The 14,289-nt window shown below is 63.6% G+C and carries 12 protein-coding genes; all 12 read left to right on the forward strand.

Features of this window, described 5'->3' with window-relative positions; all coding sequences use genetic code 11:
• Positions 1 to 2: 2 nt before the first annotated feature.
• The 12 genes from C4N23_RS08320 (at position 3) to C4N23_RS08375 (ending at position 14,172) form a co-directional block, all read left to right on the forward strand.
• Positions 3 to 1,244 (forward strand): MFS transporter, encoded by a 1,242-nt coding sequence (locus C4N23_RS08320; protein ID WP_055189703.1) that lies wholly within the window; start codon positions 3 to 5, stop codon positions 1,242 to 1,244.
• A gap of 116 nt (positions 1,245 to 1,360) precedes the next feature.
• Positions 1,361 to 4,117, forward strand: a complete 2,757-nt coding sequence (locus tag C4N23_RS08325; RefSeq protein ID WP_112145381.1) for an insulinase family protein — start codon at positions 1,361 to 1,363, stop codon at positions 4,115 to 4,117.
• 288 nt (positions 4,118 to 4,405) lie between these two features.
• Positions 4,406 to 4,693 carry a hypothetical protein gene (locus C4N23_RS08330; protein WP_055189705.1) on the forward strand — a complete coding sequence of 96 codons (288 nt, stop codon included), beginning with the start codon at positions 4,406 to 4,408 and terminating at the stop codon, positions 4,691 to 4,693.
• Complete coding sequence (locus C4N23_RS08335) at positions 4,690 to 6,135, forward strand: phage terminase large subunit (protein WP_112145383.1); 1,446 nt, start codon at positions 4,690 to 4,692, stop codon at positions 6,133 to 6,135. The genes C4N23_RS08330 and C4N23_RS08335 overlap by 4 nt, the downstream gene beginning before the upstream one ends.
• Before the next feature lie 102 nt (positions 6,136 to 6,237).
• Entirely contained in the window at positions 6,238 to 8,010 is a 1,773-nt protein-coding gene (locus C4N23_RS08340; protein WP_055189707.1) for a portal protein, read from the forward strand.
• Entirely contained in the window at positions 8,011 to 8,964 is a 954-nt protein-coding gene (locus C4N23_RS08345) for a ribosomal-processing cysteine protease Prp (RefSeq protein ID WP_112145385.1), read from the forward strand.
• A gap of 100 nt (positions 8,965 to 9,064) precedes the next feature.
• On the forward strand, positions 9,065 to 10,087 hold the full coding sequence (locus C4N23_RS08350; protein WP_097840057.1) for a N4-gp56 family major capsid protein: 1,023 nt from the start codon (positions 9,065 to 9,067) through the stop codon (positions 10,085 to 10,087).
• A gap of 60 nt (positions 10,088 to 10,147) precedes the next feature.
• Positions 10,148 to 10,345, forward strand: coding sequence for a hypothetical protein (locus C4N23_RS08355; protein WP_055189714.1), 198 nt, complete (start codon positions 10,148 to 10,150; stop codon positions 10,343 to 10,345).
• A 60-nt stretch (positions 10,346 to 10,405) separates the two neighbouring features.
• The gene (locus C4N23_RS08360) at positions 10,406 to 10,792 is read left to right on the forward strand and encodes a hypothetical protein (RefSeq protein WP_055189720.1); all 387 of its coding nucleotides are present in this window, start codon (positions 10,406 to 10,408) and stop codon (positions 10,790 to 10,792) included.
• Between the two features lie 13 nt (positions 10,793 to 10,805).
• The gene (locus tag C4N23_RS08365) at positions 10,806 to 12,692 is read left to right on the forward strand and encodes a hypothetical protein (protein WP_112145387.1); all 1,887 of its coding nucleotides are present in this window, start codon (positions 10,806 to 10,808) and stop codon (positions 12,690 to 12,692) included.
• Between the two features lie 3 nt (positions 12,693 to 12,695).
• Positions 12,696 to 12,881 (forward strand): hypothetical protein, encoded by a 186-nt coding sequence (locus C4N23_RS08370; RefSeq protein WP_055189724.1) that lies wholly within the window; start codon positions 12,696 to 12,698, stop codon positions 12,879 to 12,881.
• A 16-nt stretch (positions 12,882 to 12,897) separates the two neighbouring features.
• Positions 12,898 to 14,172 (forward strand): cell envelope biogenesis protein TolA, encoded by a 1,275-nt coding sequence (locus C4N23_RS08375; RefSeq protein WP_112145388.1) that lies wholly within the window; start codon positions 12,898 to 12,900, stop codon positions 14,170 to 14,172.
• Positions 14,173 to 14,289 lie beyond the last annotated feature (117 nt).

A 14,289-nucleotide genomic window follows, 5' to 3' on the forward strand; every position in this document is an offset into this window, starting at 1 on the left:
CAATGGAACAGAAGGAAAAATTCCGCCTGACCGGGCTGGAACGCGCGTGGATCTTATACGATGTCGGCAATTCGGCCTTTGTGCTGCTGGTGGCGACCCTCATCCCCATCTTTTTCAATGCACTGGCGGAGGAAGGCGGCCTGAGTTCGGTGGAGTATCTGGCCTACTGGGGCTATGCGGCCTCGGCGGTGACCGTCATCACGGCCATCCTGAGCCCCATCCTCGGCACGCTGGCCGACACCAAGGGCTTCAAGAAGCCCATCTTCATCCTCTGCCTCGTGGTGGGCGTGGCCGGCTGCTGCGCCATGGGGCTGGCGAAAACGTGGCTGCCCTTTTTGCTGATCTTCATCTTCGCGAAGGTGGGCTTCTCCGGCAGTCTGGTGTTCTATGATGCGATGCTGAGCGACGTGACCGAACCGGAGCGGATGGACGTAGTGTCCTCTCGCGGGTATGCGTGGGGCTACATCGGCAGCTGCGTGCCCTTCCTAGTCTGCCTTGCACTGGTGCTGGGGGCCGGGGCCATCGGCCTGAGCCAGATGACGGCACTGAACATTTCGCTGTTCATCACCGCTGTGTGGTGGCTGGTGACGACTCTGCCGCTGCTGAAAAATTATAAGCAGGTACACTATGTGGAGGTGAAGGAGCACGCCATCCGGCAGAGCTTCGCCCGCATCGGCCACACCATCCGGCATCTGCACGAGGACAAACAGGTGTTCTGGTTCCTGCTGGCCTTTTTCTGCTACATCGACGGCGTGTATACCATCATCGACATGGCGACGGCTTACGGCACCGCGCTGGGGCTGGACACCACCGGCTTGCTGCTGGCGCTGTTGGTGACCCAGATCGTCGCCTTCCCCTCGGCGCTGATCTTCGGGCGGCTGTCCTCCAAATACCCGTCCACGACGCTGATCCCGGTCTGCATCGCGGCCTATGCGGGCATCGCGGCCTTCGCCTTCTTCCTGACCCAGCAGTGGCAGTTCTGGGTGCTGGCCGTCATCGTGGGTATGTTCCAAGGCGGCGTACAGGCGCTGAGCCGCTCCCACTTCGCCAAGATCACCCCGCCGGAAAAGTCGGGCGAATACTTCGGCCTGTTCGATATCTGCGGCAAGGGGGCCTCCTTCCTCGGCACCATGATCGTCAGCGTGGGCAGCCAGCTGACCGGCAGCGCCAATGTGGGCGTCGGCTCGCTGATCGTGCTGTTCATCATCGGCTTTGTGCTGTTCAAGATGTCTTGTAAAGAGTAAAACAGAAGGGGATCGTCGGCAACGCCGACGATCCCCTTCTGTTTTTGTTTGTTGCGTCTTACAAGAGAGCGTGATACAATAAAACAAAACCCAATTCAGAAAAAAGGAGAATCCCAATGAAGCAATATCCCGGTTATACGGTCGTGCGGAGCGAAGACTGCCCCGAACAGCACGGCACCCTGACCGTGCTGACCCACGATGTCAGCGGGGCGACCGTCCTGCTGGTGGAGAACGAGGACGTGAACAAGGCCTTCGGCATCGGCTTCGGCACCTTTCCCTCCGACGATACGGGCGTGTTCCACATCCTCGAACACTCGGTGCTGGCGGGCAGCGAGAAGTACCCCGTGACCTCGCCGTTCTTGCAACTGCTCAAGAGCAGCATGGCGTCCTTCCTCAACGCCATGACCTTCCCGGACAAGACGGTGTACCCTTTTGCGACCCCGAATGAGACGGACTTCAAGAACCTGATGGACGTCTACCTGAACGCGGTATTCTGCCCGCTGGCCATGGTGGACAAGGCCGTGTTCGAGCAGGAGGGCTGGCACCGCGACGCCGACGGCACCGTGAGCGGCGTGGTGTACAACGAGATGCAGGGCGCGCTGGCAGCCCCGGACGCTCAGCTCGAAGATGCGCTGGAGCGGGCCATGTTCCCCGACACGGCCTATGGCTTCGTCTCCGGCGGCGACCCGGCGTCCATCCCGGCGCTGACCTATGAGAAGTATCAGCGGGTGTACCGCCGCCACTACAGCGCCGACAACTGCTGCGTGACCCTGTACGGCAAGATGGATATGGCCGAGAAGCTGGACTTTCTCGACAGAGAATACCTGAGCAAGATGCCCAAGGGCACCAGCCAGCCCAAGCTGACCTTGCAAAGTGAGCAGCCGGGCGTCTGCGTGAAGATCCCCTACTACACCGAAAAGCCGGAGGCCGACGAGGTGCAGTGCGCGCTGGCGTGGTACACCGGCGCCTTCGCTGACCGGGAGCGGCAGCTGGGCGTGGAGATCTTGCTGGACGCGCTGCTGGGCACCAACCAGTCCCCGCTGAAAGCGGCACTGCTGGAAGAAAAGCTGGGCGCGGATATCGATGTGGGCTTCGATGACAGCACACTGCAGCCCGTTCTGGAGCTGGTGCTGCGGGGCGCGACCGAGGAAACGGCGGAACAGTTCGCCGCAGCGGTCCGCCGCGCGGTGGACGGCATCCTTGCCGAGGGCATCCCGGCAGAGCTGCTGCTGGCCAGCCTGAACGCGGCGGAGTTCGCTTCGCTGGAGCGGCCGGGCAGTCTGCCCGACGGCGTGCTGGACGCCATCCACGCCGCGACCGGCTGGCTCCACACCGGAGACCCGGCCCTGCTGCTCCACACGGACAAGCTCTTTGCCGCCCTGCGGGAGAAGCTGGACAGCGGCTGGTTCAACGAGCTGCTGCGGGAGCTGTTTGCCCCCGCGCCGGTGCAGGTCATCCAAGTGCCGACCCTGCCCAAGAAGGACGACGAGAACGCCGCCCCCGCCCGCACCGACGGCAAGCTGGTGCTGGACCACCCGCTGACCGTGACCGACCTCGGCGAGGGCAGCCCCAGCGCCGAAGGCGTGGTGGGCACAGTGGCCGGGGCAGAGCTGCTGCACCACCCCTCCAAGGGCAGCCTGTACCTGAATCTCTACTACGACCTCGGCGGGCTGAGCGAGGAAGAAGTGCAGTATCTGGACATCCTGACCGATATGCTGGACGAGCTGGACACCCCGCGCCACACGGCCCGCGAGCTGAACACCCTGCGCAGCACGTGGCTGGGCGACAGCACGGCGTGCATCGCGTTCTGGACCGGGCGGCAGGAGGGAACCCCCTGCCACGCAAAGCTGGTGCTGAGCATGAGCTTGTTGGAGCGCAGCCTTGAAAAGGCCATCGAGCTGGGCGGGGAATTCCTGTACGAGACCAAGCTGACCGGCGAAAAGGCTGAGGCGGCGTTTGCCCGCGTGCTGAGCCAGCAGAAGCTGAACATGGAACAGCAGTTCATCCAGATGGGCAACCAGTATGCGATGGTCCGCGCCATGAGCCACTATACAGTGGAATATGCGCTGAGCGAGGCTTGCAGCGGCGTGACCGGGTACAAGTTCCTCTGCGGTCTGCTGGAACAGGCCGACTGGGCGGCGCTGGGCAAAAAGCTGGAAGCAGTGCGGGAAAAGGTGCTGCACCACGCGGCCCTGACCATCAGCCTCCACGGCAGCGAAGCGGCAAAACAGAAGCTGGAAGCTCTGCTGCCCGGCAGTGTGTTCGCGGAAGAAGCCCGCGGCACGGCCAAACCCTACACGCAGGAGCTGACCGCCCCGGTGAACGAAGCCTTCCTCATTGACGGCGGCGTGAACTATGACATTCTGGCATGGCCGCAGGAGCGCAAGCCGGAGCGCCGGGTACTGGCCCGCGTGATGAGCTACGAATACCTGTGGCACAACATCCGCGAGGTGGGCGGCGCCTACGGCACCGGGATGCTGACCCGCGCCGGGGCGGAGGCCTATTACACCTACCGCGACCCCCACATGGCCGAAAGCTACGAGACGTTTGCCAAGGGCCCGGCGGAGCTGGCCGCGCGCAGCTACACCGAAAAGGACCTGACCGAGTCCATCGTGGGCACCGTTTCCGAGATGGACAAGCCCATGAAGCCCTGTGCCGAGGCGAAGGAACTCGACCGCCGGTACTTCTGCGGCATCACCGACGAGATGCTGGCGGCGGACCGCAGGGCGCTGTGCGGCGTGGACGAAGCGGCGCTGAAAGCGATGGCGGCAGACCTCGGCAAGGCCGCAGAGCACGGCACCCGCGTTGCTTTTGGCAGCAAGGAAGCTGTGGAAGCGGCAAAGGAACTGTTTGACCGCGTAGAGACGTTATAAATTCGGAAAAAAGAAAAGGCTGACATGGCCGCTCCGGGTGGAGCAGAGGCTGTGTCGGCCTTTTTTGCGCAAAAAATTGGATGCCTTCCATCAAAAAATTGGAGGTTCGATTCCCTGTCTGCGAAAAAAGAACGCGGACAGGGAACTTTTTATGCACTTGGATTATACAAACTGGATAACAAAAAGCGAAAACTACTCTGTGGGCCTACAAAAGGACACACTGCCGGGCAAGACAAAAACGTGGTATTCTTTTGCCAAGCCAAAACGAAAGGATGTGAAACAAACCGAATGGCGCAGAAAAAACGATCCGCAGAGGGCAAATGCCTTGAAAACCTTTACCGCGCCGCCGATACCCTGAGCGCGATGCTGGCGCTGGAGGTCAAGGAGCTGAGCGCCCGCCAGAAAACGGCGCGGCGCGACGGCACCGAGACCAGCGGCATCGTAAAGGCGATGAAGGAGATCACGGCCATCCTGAAGGATGTGGCCGCTGTGACCAAGACCGTGAACGAGCAGGGGGCAGAGGCCGAGGGCGGAGAGTGCGGCGTGGTGCTGCTGCCGAAGGTGGAGGACGTATGAAGACTGGAACGAATGCAGCCGTGGTCTGGCGGCCTCAGCCGCGGCAGATGGAGTTCATGCGCCGGCCGGAGCCGGAGGCCCTGTACGGCGGGGCCGCAGGCGGCGGAAAAAGCGACGCGCTGGTGATCGAGGCGCTGCGGCAGGTGGATATCCCTCACTACCGGGCGCTGATCCTGCGCAAGACCTTCCCCCAGCTGAGCGACCTTGTGGACAAGAGCCAGCTCTACTACCGCAGGGCTTTCCCCGAAGCGCAGTACAACGCCACGAGCCATGTCTGGGTCTTCCCCAGCGGGGCGAAAATTTATTTCGGCTCGATGCAGCACACCAAGGACCGGACGAATTATCAGGGCAAGGCCTTCGATTTCATCGGGTTCGACGAGCTGACCCACTTCGAGTGGGAAGAGTACAGCTACATGATGAGCCGCAACCGCCCCACCGGCCCCGGCACACGGGTGTATCTGCGGGCCACCACCAACCCCGGCGGCGTGGGCCACGGGTGGGTGAAGGCCCGGTTCATCACCCCGGCCCCGCCCGGCACCCCCATCGTGGAGGAATATCCCATCCGAATGCCGGACGGCAGCGAAAAGCGGCTGAAGCGGGCGCGGGTGTTCATCCCGTCCAGCATCTTCGACAACCCCGCTCTGCTGGAAAATGACCCGGACTACCTCGCCAGCCTTGCGTCCCTGCCCGAAGCGGAAAAACAGGCCCTGCTCTACGGCAGCTGGGACAGCTTTTCCGGGCAGGTGTTCACCGAGTGGCGGAACGACCCCAGCCATTACTTCGACCAGCGCTGGACCCATGTTATCGAACCGTTCCCCATCCCGAAGCACTGGAAAATTTACCGGGGCTACGACTTCGGCTTTTCCAAGCCTTTCTCGGTGGGGTGGTACGCGGTGGACGAGGAGGGGCGGCTCTACCGGATCAAGGAGCTGTACGGCTGCACCGGCCGCCCCAACGAGGGGCTTCGGATCGACCCGGTGGAACAGGCCCGGCGGATCCGGGAGGCCGAGCAGAACGACCCGGTGCTGCGGGGGCGGGTCATCCAAGGCATTGCCGACCCTGCTATCTTCGACGAGAGCCGGGGCGAGAGCATCGCGGCCATGATGGAGCGGAGCCCGAACTTCCTGCACTGGATGCCCGGCGACCACACCCGCCTTGCGGGCAAGATGCAGTTCCACTACCGGCTGGCGTTTGACGGGGAGGGCAAGCCGATGTTTCAGGTCTTCAATACCTGCAAACACTTCATCCGGACCATCCCGAATCTGGTCTACGACGAGAGCAATGTGGAGGACATCGACACCCGGCAGGAGGACCACATCTACGACGAATGCCGGTATGTGCTGATGGAAAAGCCCATCTCGCCGCCCCGCCGCACCGTGCGGCCCCCGCAGCCGGATGACCCGCTGGAGCTGCATCAGAGGGCGCGATTTTACCGGATCTAGCCCTCTCAGCGCGCAGTCCGCCTGACGGCGGCGTGTCGCGGAGCTGGCAAAGCTGTTAGGCTTTGACTGAGAGGGCAAGGATGCTGACGGAAAGGAGAACCTATGAAAGATGAGATTTTGAACAATACAGAGCTGCGGGAACTGCCCATCGGCCCGGAGGAGGTCGCGGAGGCGGCGGCCATCTTGCAGAAGTACAAGGCGGGCAAGGCTGCGCTGGACAAGCGGCTGGTGGACAACGAACTGTGGTTCCGGATGGGGCACTGGAAAAACTACCAGAACCCGATGATGGAGGGCAAGCCCCAGACGTCGAGCGGGTGGCTGTTCAACTCCATCGCCAACAAGCACGCCGATGCCATGGACAATTACCCGGCCCCCAACGTGCTGCCCCGCGCGGCGGACGACGAGCAGACGGCGCGGGTGCTGTCCAGCATTCTGCCCGTGGTGCTGGAACAGGCCGACTACGAGCAGGTGTACAGCGACACATGGTGGCGCAAGCTCAAGCAGGGCACCGGCGTCAAGGGCATTTTCTGGGACCCGGAACAGCACGGCGGCGTGGGCGAGATCGCCATCCGCCCCATGAACCTGTTGATGCTCTACTGGGAGCCGGGCGTGGAGGATATTCAGGCATCGCCTCACTTTTTCTCCCTGAACATGGAGAACACAAAGCAGTTGGAAGCCCGCTGGCCCCAGCTCAAGGGTCACAGCGCCAGCGTGCTGGACGTGCCCCGCTTCATCCACGACGGCGGGCTGGACACCAGCGAAAAAAGCGTGGTGGTGGACTGGTACTACAAAAAGCCGGATGAGAATGGCCGGGTGCTGCTCCACTACTGCAAGTTCTGCAACGGCGTGGTCCTCTACGCCAGCGAGAACGATCCGGCGCTGGCCGGGCGGGGCTTCTACGACCACGGCAAGTATCCCTTCGTGTTCGACCCGCTTTTCATGGAGGAGGACAGCCCGGCGGGCTTCGGGTACATCGACGTGATGAAGGAGTGCCAGAACGCCATCGACCGGATGAATCACGCCATGGACGAGAATGTGCTGCTCTCCTCGAAACAGCGGTATGTGCTGAGCGACACGGCGGGGGTGAACGAAGAGGAGCTGGCCGATTTTTCCCGCGATATCGTGCATGTGGTGGGGCGGCTGAACGACGACAGCTTCCGCCCCTTGCAGACGGCGGGCTTGCAGGGCAACAGCCTGAGCTACCGCGCCAGCCGGATCGAGGAGCTGAAAGAGATCTCCGGCAACCGGGATATGACCCAAGGCGGCACTGCGGGCGGCGTGACGGCGGCTTCGGCCATTGCGGCCCTGCAGGAGGCAGGGTCGAAGCTCAGCCGCGACATGCTGAAAAGTGCCTACCGGGCCTTTGCCAAGGAGTGCTACCTCATCCTTGATCTGATGCGGCAGTTCTACGACGAGGAGCGGGTGTTCCGCATCGTGGGCGGCACCGGCGAAAACGAGTTCGTGCCCTTTTCCGGCGCGGCGCTCCGCCCGCAGCCCGGCGGCGTGGTGGGCGGCGTAGAACTGGGCAGCCGCGAGCCGATCTTCGACATCGTGGTGAGCGCCGAGAAGAAATCCACCTTCAGCCGCCTCTCTCAGAACGAGACGGCCAAGGAGTGCTACCAACTGGGCTTCTTTGCCCCGGCGAACGCGGACGCGGCCTTGGCGGCGCTGGACATGATGGACTTTGAGGGCATCGAGAAGGTGCGCCAGCGGGTGCGGCTGAACGGGACTCTCGCGCAGCAATTGACCGCTCTGCAGACGCAGCTCATCCGGATGCAGCAGATGCAGACCCGGCGGGCCCCGCTGACCGGCCCGGCCGACAACTTGACGACAAAGGCGGTGGCGCACGCCATGGGCCTTGGAAAGGAACAGTAAATGATCAAAGTGCTCTACAACGAACTGGACGGGCCGGAGGGGGTGACGCTCCGGCTGGAAGCAGCGGGCCACGCGGGCTACGCCCCCGCCGGGCAGGACATCGTCTGCGCTGGGGCAAGCACCCTGATGCAGGCTCTGGTGAGCTTGCTGGCCGGGGAGGAAAGCACCCACAGCGACGCATGGGACGAGCCGGACGGCCCCCGGCTGGCGGTGGTGGCCGATGCCCCGCAGAAGCCGTGGGTGGAGGGAGCCTTCGAGCTGGCGAAAACGGGCTTTGCCCTGCTGGCCGAGCGCTACCCGGACAACCTCCGCTTTGCCGACGTGAGCCGCCGGGGCGAACGGGGGATGATGGACCTGCAGCTCTTCGCGGAGGGCGGCGAGGGCGCTGCCCCGGCCCTGAGCGCGGCCCAGACCCAGCAGGCCATTGCCTCCGGCACCATGAAGCCGGGCAGTGCAAAAGCCGACGAGGCGGCACCGCCCGCACCGGAGGAAACGGCCGAAGAAACCGGCGGGGAAGGAGGTGAATCAGAATCCAAGCCGCAGCCGGAGCCGCCCCGCCCACCGCTGCCGGAACGGTTTCCGGGCCGGGAGGTCGTGGACGGGCTCCACAGCCGCTGGGCCGCAGAGGAAGCGCTGATGCGCCGGATGGTGCCGGAGTTCTCGCTGAAAGAGGAACTGCGCAACCCCGAAATGCGCCGCTTGATGCAGCTGCCCGGAATGCGGATGGCAGATGCCTACCGGCTGGCCCACTACAATGACGCGCTGCGCCAAGCGGCCCACGACGTAGAACAGGGCGTCGTGGAGCGCATCCGCCAGCGCGCCGCCCGCCCGGCGGAAAACGGCACCCGGCCCGGCAGCGCGGCGGTGACGGGAGCCGATGTCTCCCGGATGAGCCGCGCCCAGCGGGAAGCCTTGGAGCGGAAAGCGCTGCACGGCGAACGGATCGTATTTTGAGGACTTGTCACCGCAGCGATCCGCCACCGGCGGCGTCTTGCGGAACGCTCCTGATAGGGGAGCCAAGAATCGATGAAACAACAAAGAAAGGGAAAACGTTATGAAAAAGCATGAAATGATCGACCTCCAGTTGTTCGCCGACGCATCTGCCGCGCTGAACAACACCACCAGCACCTCCGGCATGACTGCCGAGATGAAGACCTTCTATGAGAAGCGCCTCATCGATCAGGCCGAGCCGCGCCTCGTCCATGACCAGTTTGCGGATTACTACCCGGTGCCCCAGAACGGCGGCAAGACCATCGAGTTCCGCAAGTACGACAGTCTGCCCAAGGCGACCACCCCGCTGACCGAGGGCGTGACCCCCAACGGTCAGGCTCTGAACGTGACCACCATCACCAGCGACCTGCACCAGTACGGCGGCTGGACCCCGCTGACCGACCAGCTGCAGATGACCGCCATCGACAACAATGTGGTACAGGCCACCCGCGTGCTGGCCAGTCAGGCGGGCCGCACCATGGACAGCATCACCCGCGATGTGCTGGCCGGCGGCACCAATGTCATCTATGCGCCCAAGGTGGCGGCGGACGGCACCGAGTCCGTTGTGAAGAGCCGCGCCAATCTGGACAAGACCTGCACCCTGACCCCGAAGCTGTTCTTCCGAGCCGCCGCCCAGCTTGGCGCGATGAACGCCGACCCCATCGGCGACAGCTACATCGCCATCATCCACCCCTACGCTGCCTACGACCTGAAGACCAGCAAGGAGTTCATCGAGGTGCACAAGTACGCGGACCCGGAGGCCATGTTCCGGGGCGAGATCGGCAAGCTGGGCAACATCCGCTTCATCGAGACCAGCGAGGCGAAGATCTGGAAGGACGCCACCTGCCCGGCGGGTCTGGCCGTGTTCGGCACGCTGGTGCTGGGCGCTCACGCCTACGGCGTGACCGAGCTGGAAGGCGGCGGTCTGGAGCACATTGTCAAGCAGCTGGGCTACGGTGATGACCCGCTGAACCAGCGTGCGTCCGTGGGCTGGAAGGGAATGCGCGCCGCCGAGCGTCTGGTGGAGCAGTACATGATCCGCATTGAAAGTGTGTCGAGCTACTCGGCCAGCGCATCCGCGAACTAAGTGCCCTCTGCTTAGAGGAAGAACCGTTGGGCCCTGCGGCAAAGGGCAGGAAGGAGTCATATGAAAATCAAGCTTTTCAAGGACAACAGCCGGTACAAGGAGGATCTGTTCGTCAGCGTCAACGGGGTGAATTATAAGATCCGCCGGGGCGTTGAGGTGGAGGTGCCGCCGGAGGTGGCCGAGGTGCTGGAGCACAGCCAGATGCAGGACGAGCGGACCGCCGCCCGCATCGCGGCTGCCGAAAACGGCGTACAGTAACAAACAGCGGCCCGGCCGGGAAGATCGCCCAGCCGGGCCTTTTTCGAAAGGAGCGATGAGATGACCGTTAGAGAAGCGCTGGACCGCGCCGCAGAGCTGCGGCCGGGGTGCAAGCTTTCGGACGAGACGCGCAGACGCTGGCTCTGCGAGGAGGATGCCATGCTGCGCAAGCTGTATTTTGAGAAAAGCGGCGCGGCCGGGTACGAAAAAGTCGGTGCCGATGCGGCATGGTCTGGCAGCACCCTGCCGGACAGCACGGAGCTGCTGGTGCCGGTGCCCTACGACACCCTCTACCCGCACTTCCTCTGCGCCCGCATCGACGCGGCGCTGGGGGAGACCGACCGCTACGCCGGGGAACAGGCGCAGTACAACAGCATCCTGAGCGGACTGGCCGCCGGGCTGCGGCAGGAGAACCTGCCCCGCCGACGGGTGCGCTGGCGCTGGTGAGGAGGGAAAAACGATGGCACTGGCAAACCGTGCGGGGCTGAAAAACACCCGCACCCTGCTGCGGGCCTTCGGTGGGCTGAACGAGACGTACAGCTGCACCGAGGCCGAATGCAGCAGCGGCAAGAATTTCTCGGCCCGGAATTTCCCGGCGCTGAGCACCCGCATCCCCCGCCGGAAGCTGCGGACGGCGGCCCCCGTGAACGGAATGTACCACCTGAACGGGCTGCTGGTGGTGGAAGGGACGAATCTCTGCTACAGCACCGACGACGCCCCGCAGACGGTGCAGACCGTGGAAAACGTCGTGACCGACAGCAAAAAGGTGCTGGTGGGCATGGGCACCAAGATCATCATCTTCCCGGACAAGGCGGCCTTTGATACGAAAGACCTGTCCGTGACGCCGTTGGCGGCGGCGTGGACGAATGGGAACGCGGATGTGGTGCTGACGCCCTGCGACGCGGCGGGGAAGACCTACACCGTCAAGAACCGGGGCCCCAAGGAGCCGACAGACCCCGCAGACGGCGACCTGTTCCTCAAGGTAGTCAACTCGCAGGTGCCCTACAGCAGCGAAAGCATCCTCGAAATCTACAGCGAGGCTTCGGGCAACTGGTCGGCCATTGAACTGAACTGGTGCCGGATCGAGTGCAAGGGCATCGGGGCCGATTTTGCAGTCTGGGATACCGTGACGCTGAGCGGCATCAAGGACGACGATGGCGGGTATTGGAAGGGGCTGAAGGGGGACCGCATCGTCTACGCCCGCGGCGAGGACTGGGTGCAGGTCCGGGCCGAGCCCGGCGGCGATTACTTCTACGGCACCCTGACCAAGAGCGGAGACGTCATCCGCTGGAAGAGCATCGACGGCAAGGGCAGCGGCTTGGAGGGCAGCCCCGACCCGTTCCGGCTGGAGCGGCGGGTGCCCGACCTCGATTACCTGACCGAGTGCGACAACCGGCTGTGGGGCTGCTCCAAGGCGGAAAATGCCATCTACGGCTGCAAGCTGGGCGACCCGACCAACTGGTTCTCCTACCGGGGCATCGCGGAGGACAGCTACGCCGTGACCGTGGGCAGCGACGGGGATTTTACCGGCGCGTCCACCTGTCTGGGCTATGTGCTCTTTTTCAAGGAGAACTGCATCCACAAGCTGTACGGCTCCAAGCCCTCGGACTTTCAGCTCAGTGCCATCCGCTGCCGGGGCGTGGCGCGGAACGCCAGCCGCAGCCTCTGCGTGCTGAACGAGACGCTGTATTACCTCTCGCCGGACGGTGTGATGGCGTGGGACGGCAGCGTGCCCAGCAAGGTATCCGAAAAACTGAACACCGCCCGGCTGTCCAATGTGCGGGCAGCAGTGGGCGGTGCGCTGGATGGACGGTATTACCTGTATCTCGTGCGGGACAGCGGCGGGGAGAAGCCCGAAGAGCGGCTGCTGGTCTACGACACCGAGCGGGGCCTGTGGCAGGAGGAGAACGGCTGCTCCTACGAGATGGCCAGTACCGGCGGCCAGCTCTACCTCTGGGACGGGGCGGACATCTGGGCTGCCGACCCCAGCCGCGAAAGCGACTGGCAGACCACCGAGGGCGTGGAGGCGACCATCCCCTTTGAACTCATCACGGGGGATATCGGGCTGGACGGGGCGGAGGACCGCTACCTCTCCCGGCTGACCCTCCGGCTGGACGCCGACTGCGCCAGTACCGTGGCGCTGGAAGTGAGCTATGACGGCGGCGGGTGGGAGCCTGTGGCCGCGTGGCAGGTGAGCGGCCAGCGGAAGAACTTTGACCAGAGTTTTGTGCCCCGCCGGTGCAGCACGCTCCGGCTCCGGCTGCGCGGCGAAGGGCAGATCACCCTGCGCAGTCTGGCGCGGACCATCGCTTCGGCGCGGGGCGGCATTTTAGAACAGGAGGTATGACGGATGGCAAGTGTTTCCGGTTTGAGCAAGCTGGGACTGCCGAAACTCAGCGACAATATGGACCCGGAGGATGCCCGCGCACTGCGGAATTACCTCTACCAGATGCAGGAGCAGCTGCAGTATGTGCTGACCAATCTGGACATCGAAAACGTATCGGATGAGCTGGGCACCAAGCTGCGCAGCCTGTGAGGAGAAAGGAGAACCTATGGCGAACGACGAAAGGAAGAGATCGTACTCCACCGAGGGGCTGAACAGCCGGCAGGAGGTGCAGAACGCGCTGGCCTCGGCGGGGTACCGCCCCTCTGACAGCGTGACGGCTGCGGGCAATGCCCTGAAGGAACTGCAGGAGAACCGCCCCGGCGACTATGAAAGCAAATATCAGGACCGGATCGACGCGGCGCTGGACGACCTGAGCGGGAAGAAGGACTTCAGCTACAATTACGTCAATGACCCGCTTTACCACCAGTATGCACAGGTGTACACCCAGAACGCCCACAACGCCAGCGCGGACGCAGCGGCACAGGCGGCGGCGCTGACCGGCGGCTACGGCTCCAGCTACGCGGCCAGCGTGGCCCAGCAAGCGTACCAGCAGCAGATCGGGGCGCTGAATCTGGCCATCCCGACCCTGTACCAGTTGGCACTGGACACCTACGACAGCAGCGGCGATGCCCTTGTGACGCGGCTGGACCAGCTCAGCGCGCAGGAACAGAACGCGCAGGGGCTGTACAACCAGAAACTTTCGGATTATTACACTCAGCTTGAACAGTTGGGCAGTGCCTACAACAGCGCCTACCAGAAGGATTACGGCCGGTATCAGGACTACCTGAGCCGCCTGAACACCCTGTACGGTTACTATTCCCAGCAGGAACAGCAGCAGGCGGCCAAGAAGCAGCAGTGGTTCAACAATGCCGTCACGGCGCTGGGCGTCGTGGGCGACGCGGTGCAGCTTCTGGTTTCCGGCACCACGGGCCTCGGCTCGCTGGCTGGTTCGCTGCTGAACACCGGGTACAACATCTATGCCAACAACCGCGATTACGAGGCCGACCGCGCCGACACCGCGTGGAACCAGCAGATGCAGGAGAAAAAATATCAGGACGGCCTGACGCAGCAGCAGTTCGACAACACCCTTGCCCAGCAGCAGTATCAGGACAAGCTCCGCCAGCAGCAGTTCACCAACGATGTGACCAGCCAACGGCTGAACATCGCGAAGGGGGAATGGGCGCTGAAGCAGTCGAAGGCAGCGCAGCAGGTCCAAAAGGCCAGCGCGGATGCGGCGGCGAAAAGCAGCACCGGCCAACTGGGCAGCACCGGCGGCCTGACCGTGGGCAAGAGCGGCGTTTCCTCCGGCGGCACCGTGCCCTATACCGCCGCCCGGATGCGCAGTCAGGGCAAGAATGATGCGGCCATCCGCACCGAGCTGCTGAAAGAGGGGTACAGCAGCGGGGAGGTGGCGAGAATCATGAGGCAGCTCAACAGCTAAACAAACAGCCGCAGTGCAGGAGATGCTTTTTCCTGCGCTGCGGCTGTTTTTGTTTGAACGGGAAGAACAGAATACAGGCTTTGGGACCCGGCTGCTTTCATGAGAGAGCAGCCCCGG

The sequence above is a fragment of the Faecalibacterium hattorii genome, assembly GCF_003287455.1.
Classification (GTDB): Bacteria; Bacillota; Clostridia; order Oscillospirales; family Ruminococcaceae; genus Faecalibacterium; species Faecalibacterium hattorii.

What these genes read in the sequence shown, in the direction of transcription:
- C4N23_RS08320 (WP_055189703.1), top strand. Translation starts at nt 3, where the DNA reads ATGGAACAGAAGGAAAAATTCCGCCTGACCGGGCTGGAACGCGCGTGG.
- C4N23_RS08325 (WP_112145381.1), top strand. Translation starts at nt 1,361, where the DNA reads ATGAAGCAATATCCCGGTTATACGGTCGTGCGGAGCGAAGACTGCCCC.
- C4N23_RS08330 (WP_055189705.1), top strand. Translation starts at nt 4,406, where the DNA reads ATGGCGCAGAAAAAACGATCCGCAGAGGGCAAATGCCTTGAAAACCTT.
- C4N23_RS08335 (WP_112145383.1), top strand. Translation starts at nt 4,690, where the DNA reads ATGAAGACTGGAACGAATGCAGCCGTGGTCTGGCGGCCTCAGCCGCGG.
- C4N23_RS08340 (WP_055189707.1), top strand. Translation starts at nt 6,238, where the DNA reads ATGAAAGATGAGATTTTGAACAATACAGAGCTGCGGGAACTGCCCATC.
- C4N23_RS08345 (WP_112145385.1), top strand. Translation starts at nt 8,011, where the DNA reads ATGATCAAAGTGCTCTACAACGAACTGGACGGGCCGGAGGGGGTGACG.
- C4N23_RS08350 (WP_097840057.1), top strand. Translation starts at nt 9,065, where the DNA reads ATGAAAAAGCATGAAATGATCGACCTCCAGTTGTTCGCCGACGCATCT.
- C4N23_RS08355 (WP_055189714.1), top strand. Translation starts at nt 10,148, where the DNA reads ATGAAAATCAAGCTTTTCAAGGACAACAGCCGGTACAAGGAGGATCTG.
- C4N23_RS08360 (WP_055189720.1), top strand. Translation starts at nt 10,406, where the DNA reads ATGACCGTTAGAGAAGCGCTGGACCGCGCCGCAGAGCTGCGGCCGGGG.
- C4N23_RS08365 (WP_112145387.1), top strand. Translation starts at nt 10,806, where the DNA reads ATGGCACTGGCAAACCGTGCGGGGCTGAAAAACACCCGCACCCTGCTG.
- C4N23_RS08370 (WP_055189724.1), top strand. Translation starts at nt 12,696, where the DNA reads ATGGCAAGTGTTTCCGGTTTGAGCAAGCTGGGACTGCCGAAACTCAGC.
- C4N23_RS08375 (WP_112145388.1), top strand. Translation starts at nt 12,898, where the DNA reads ATGGCGAACGACGAAAGGAAGAGATCGTACTCCACCGAGGGGCTGAAC.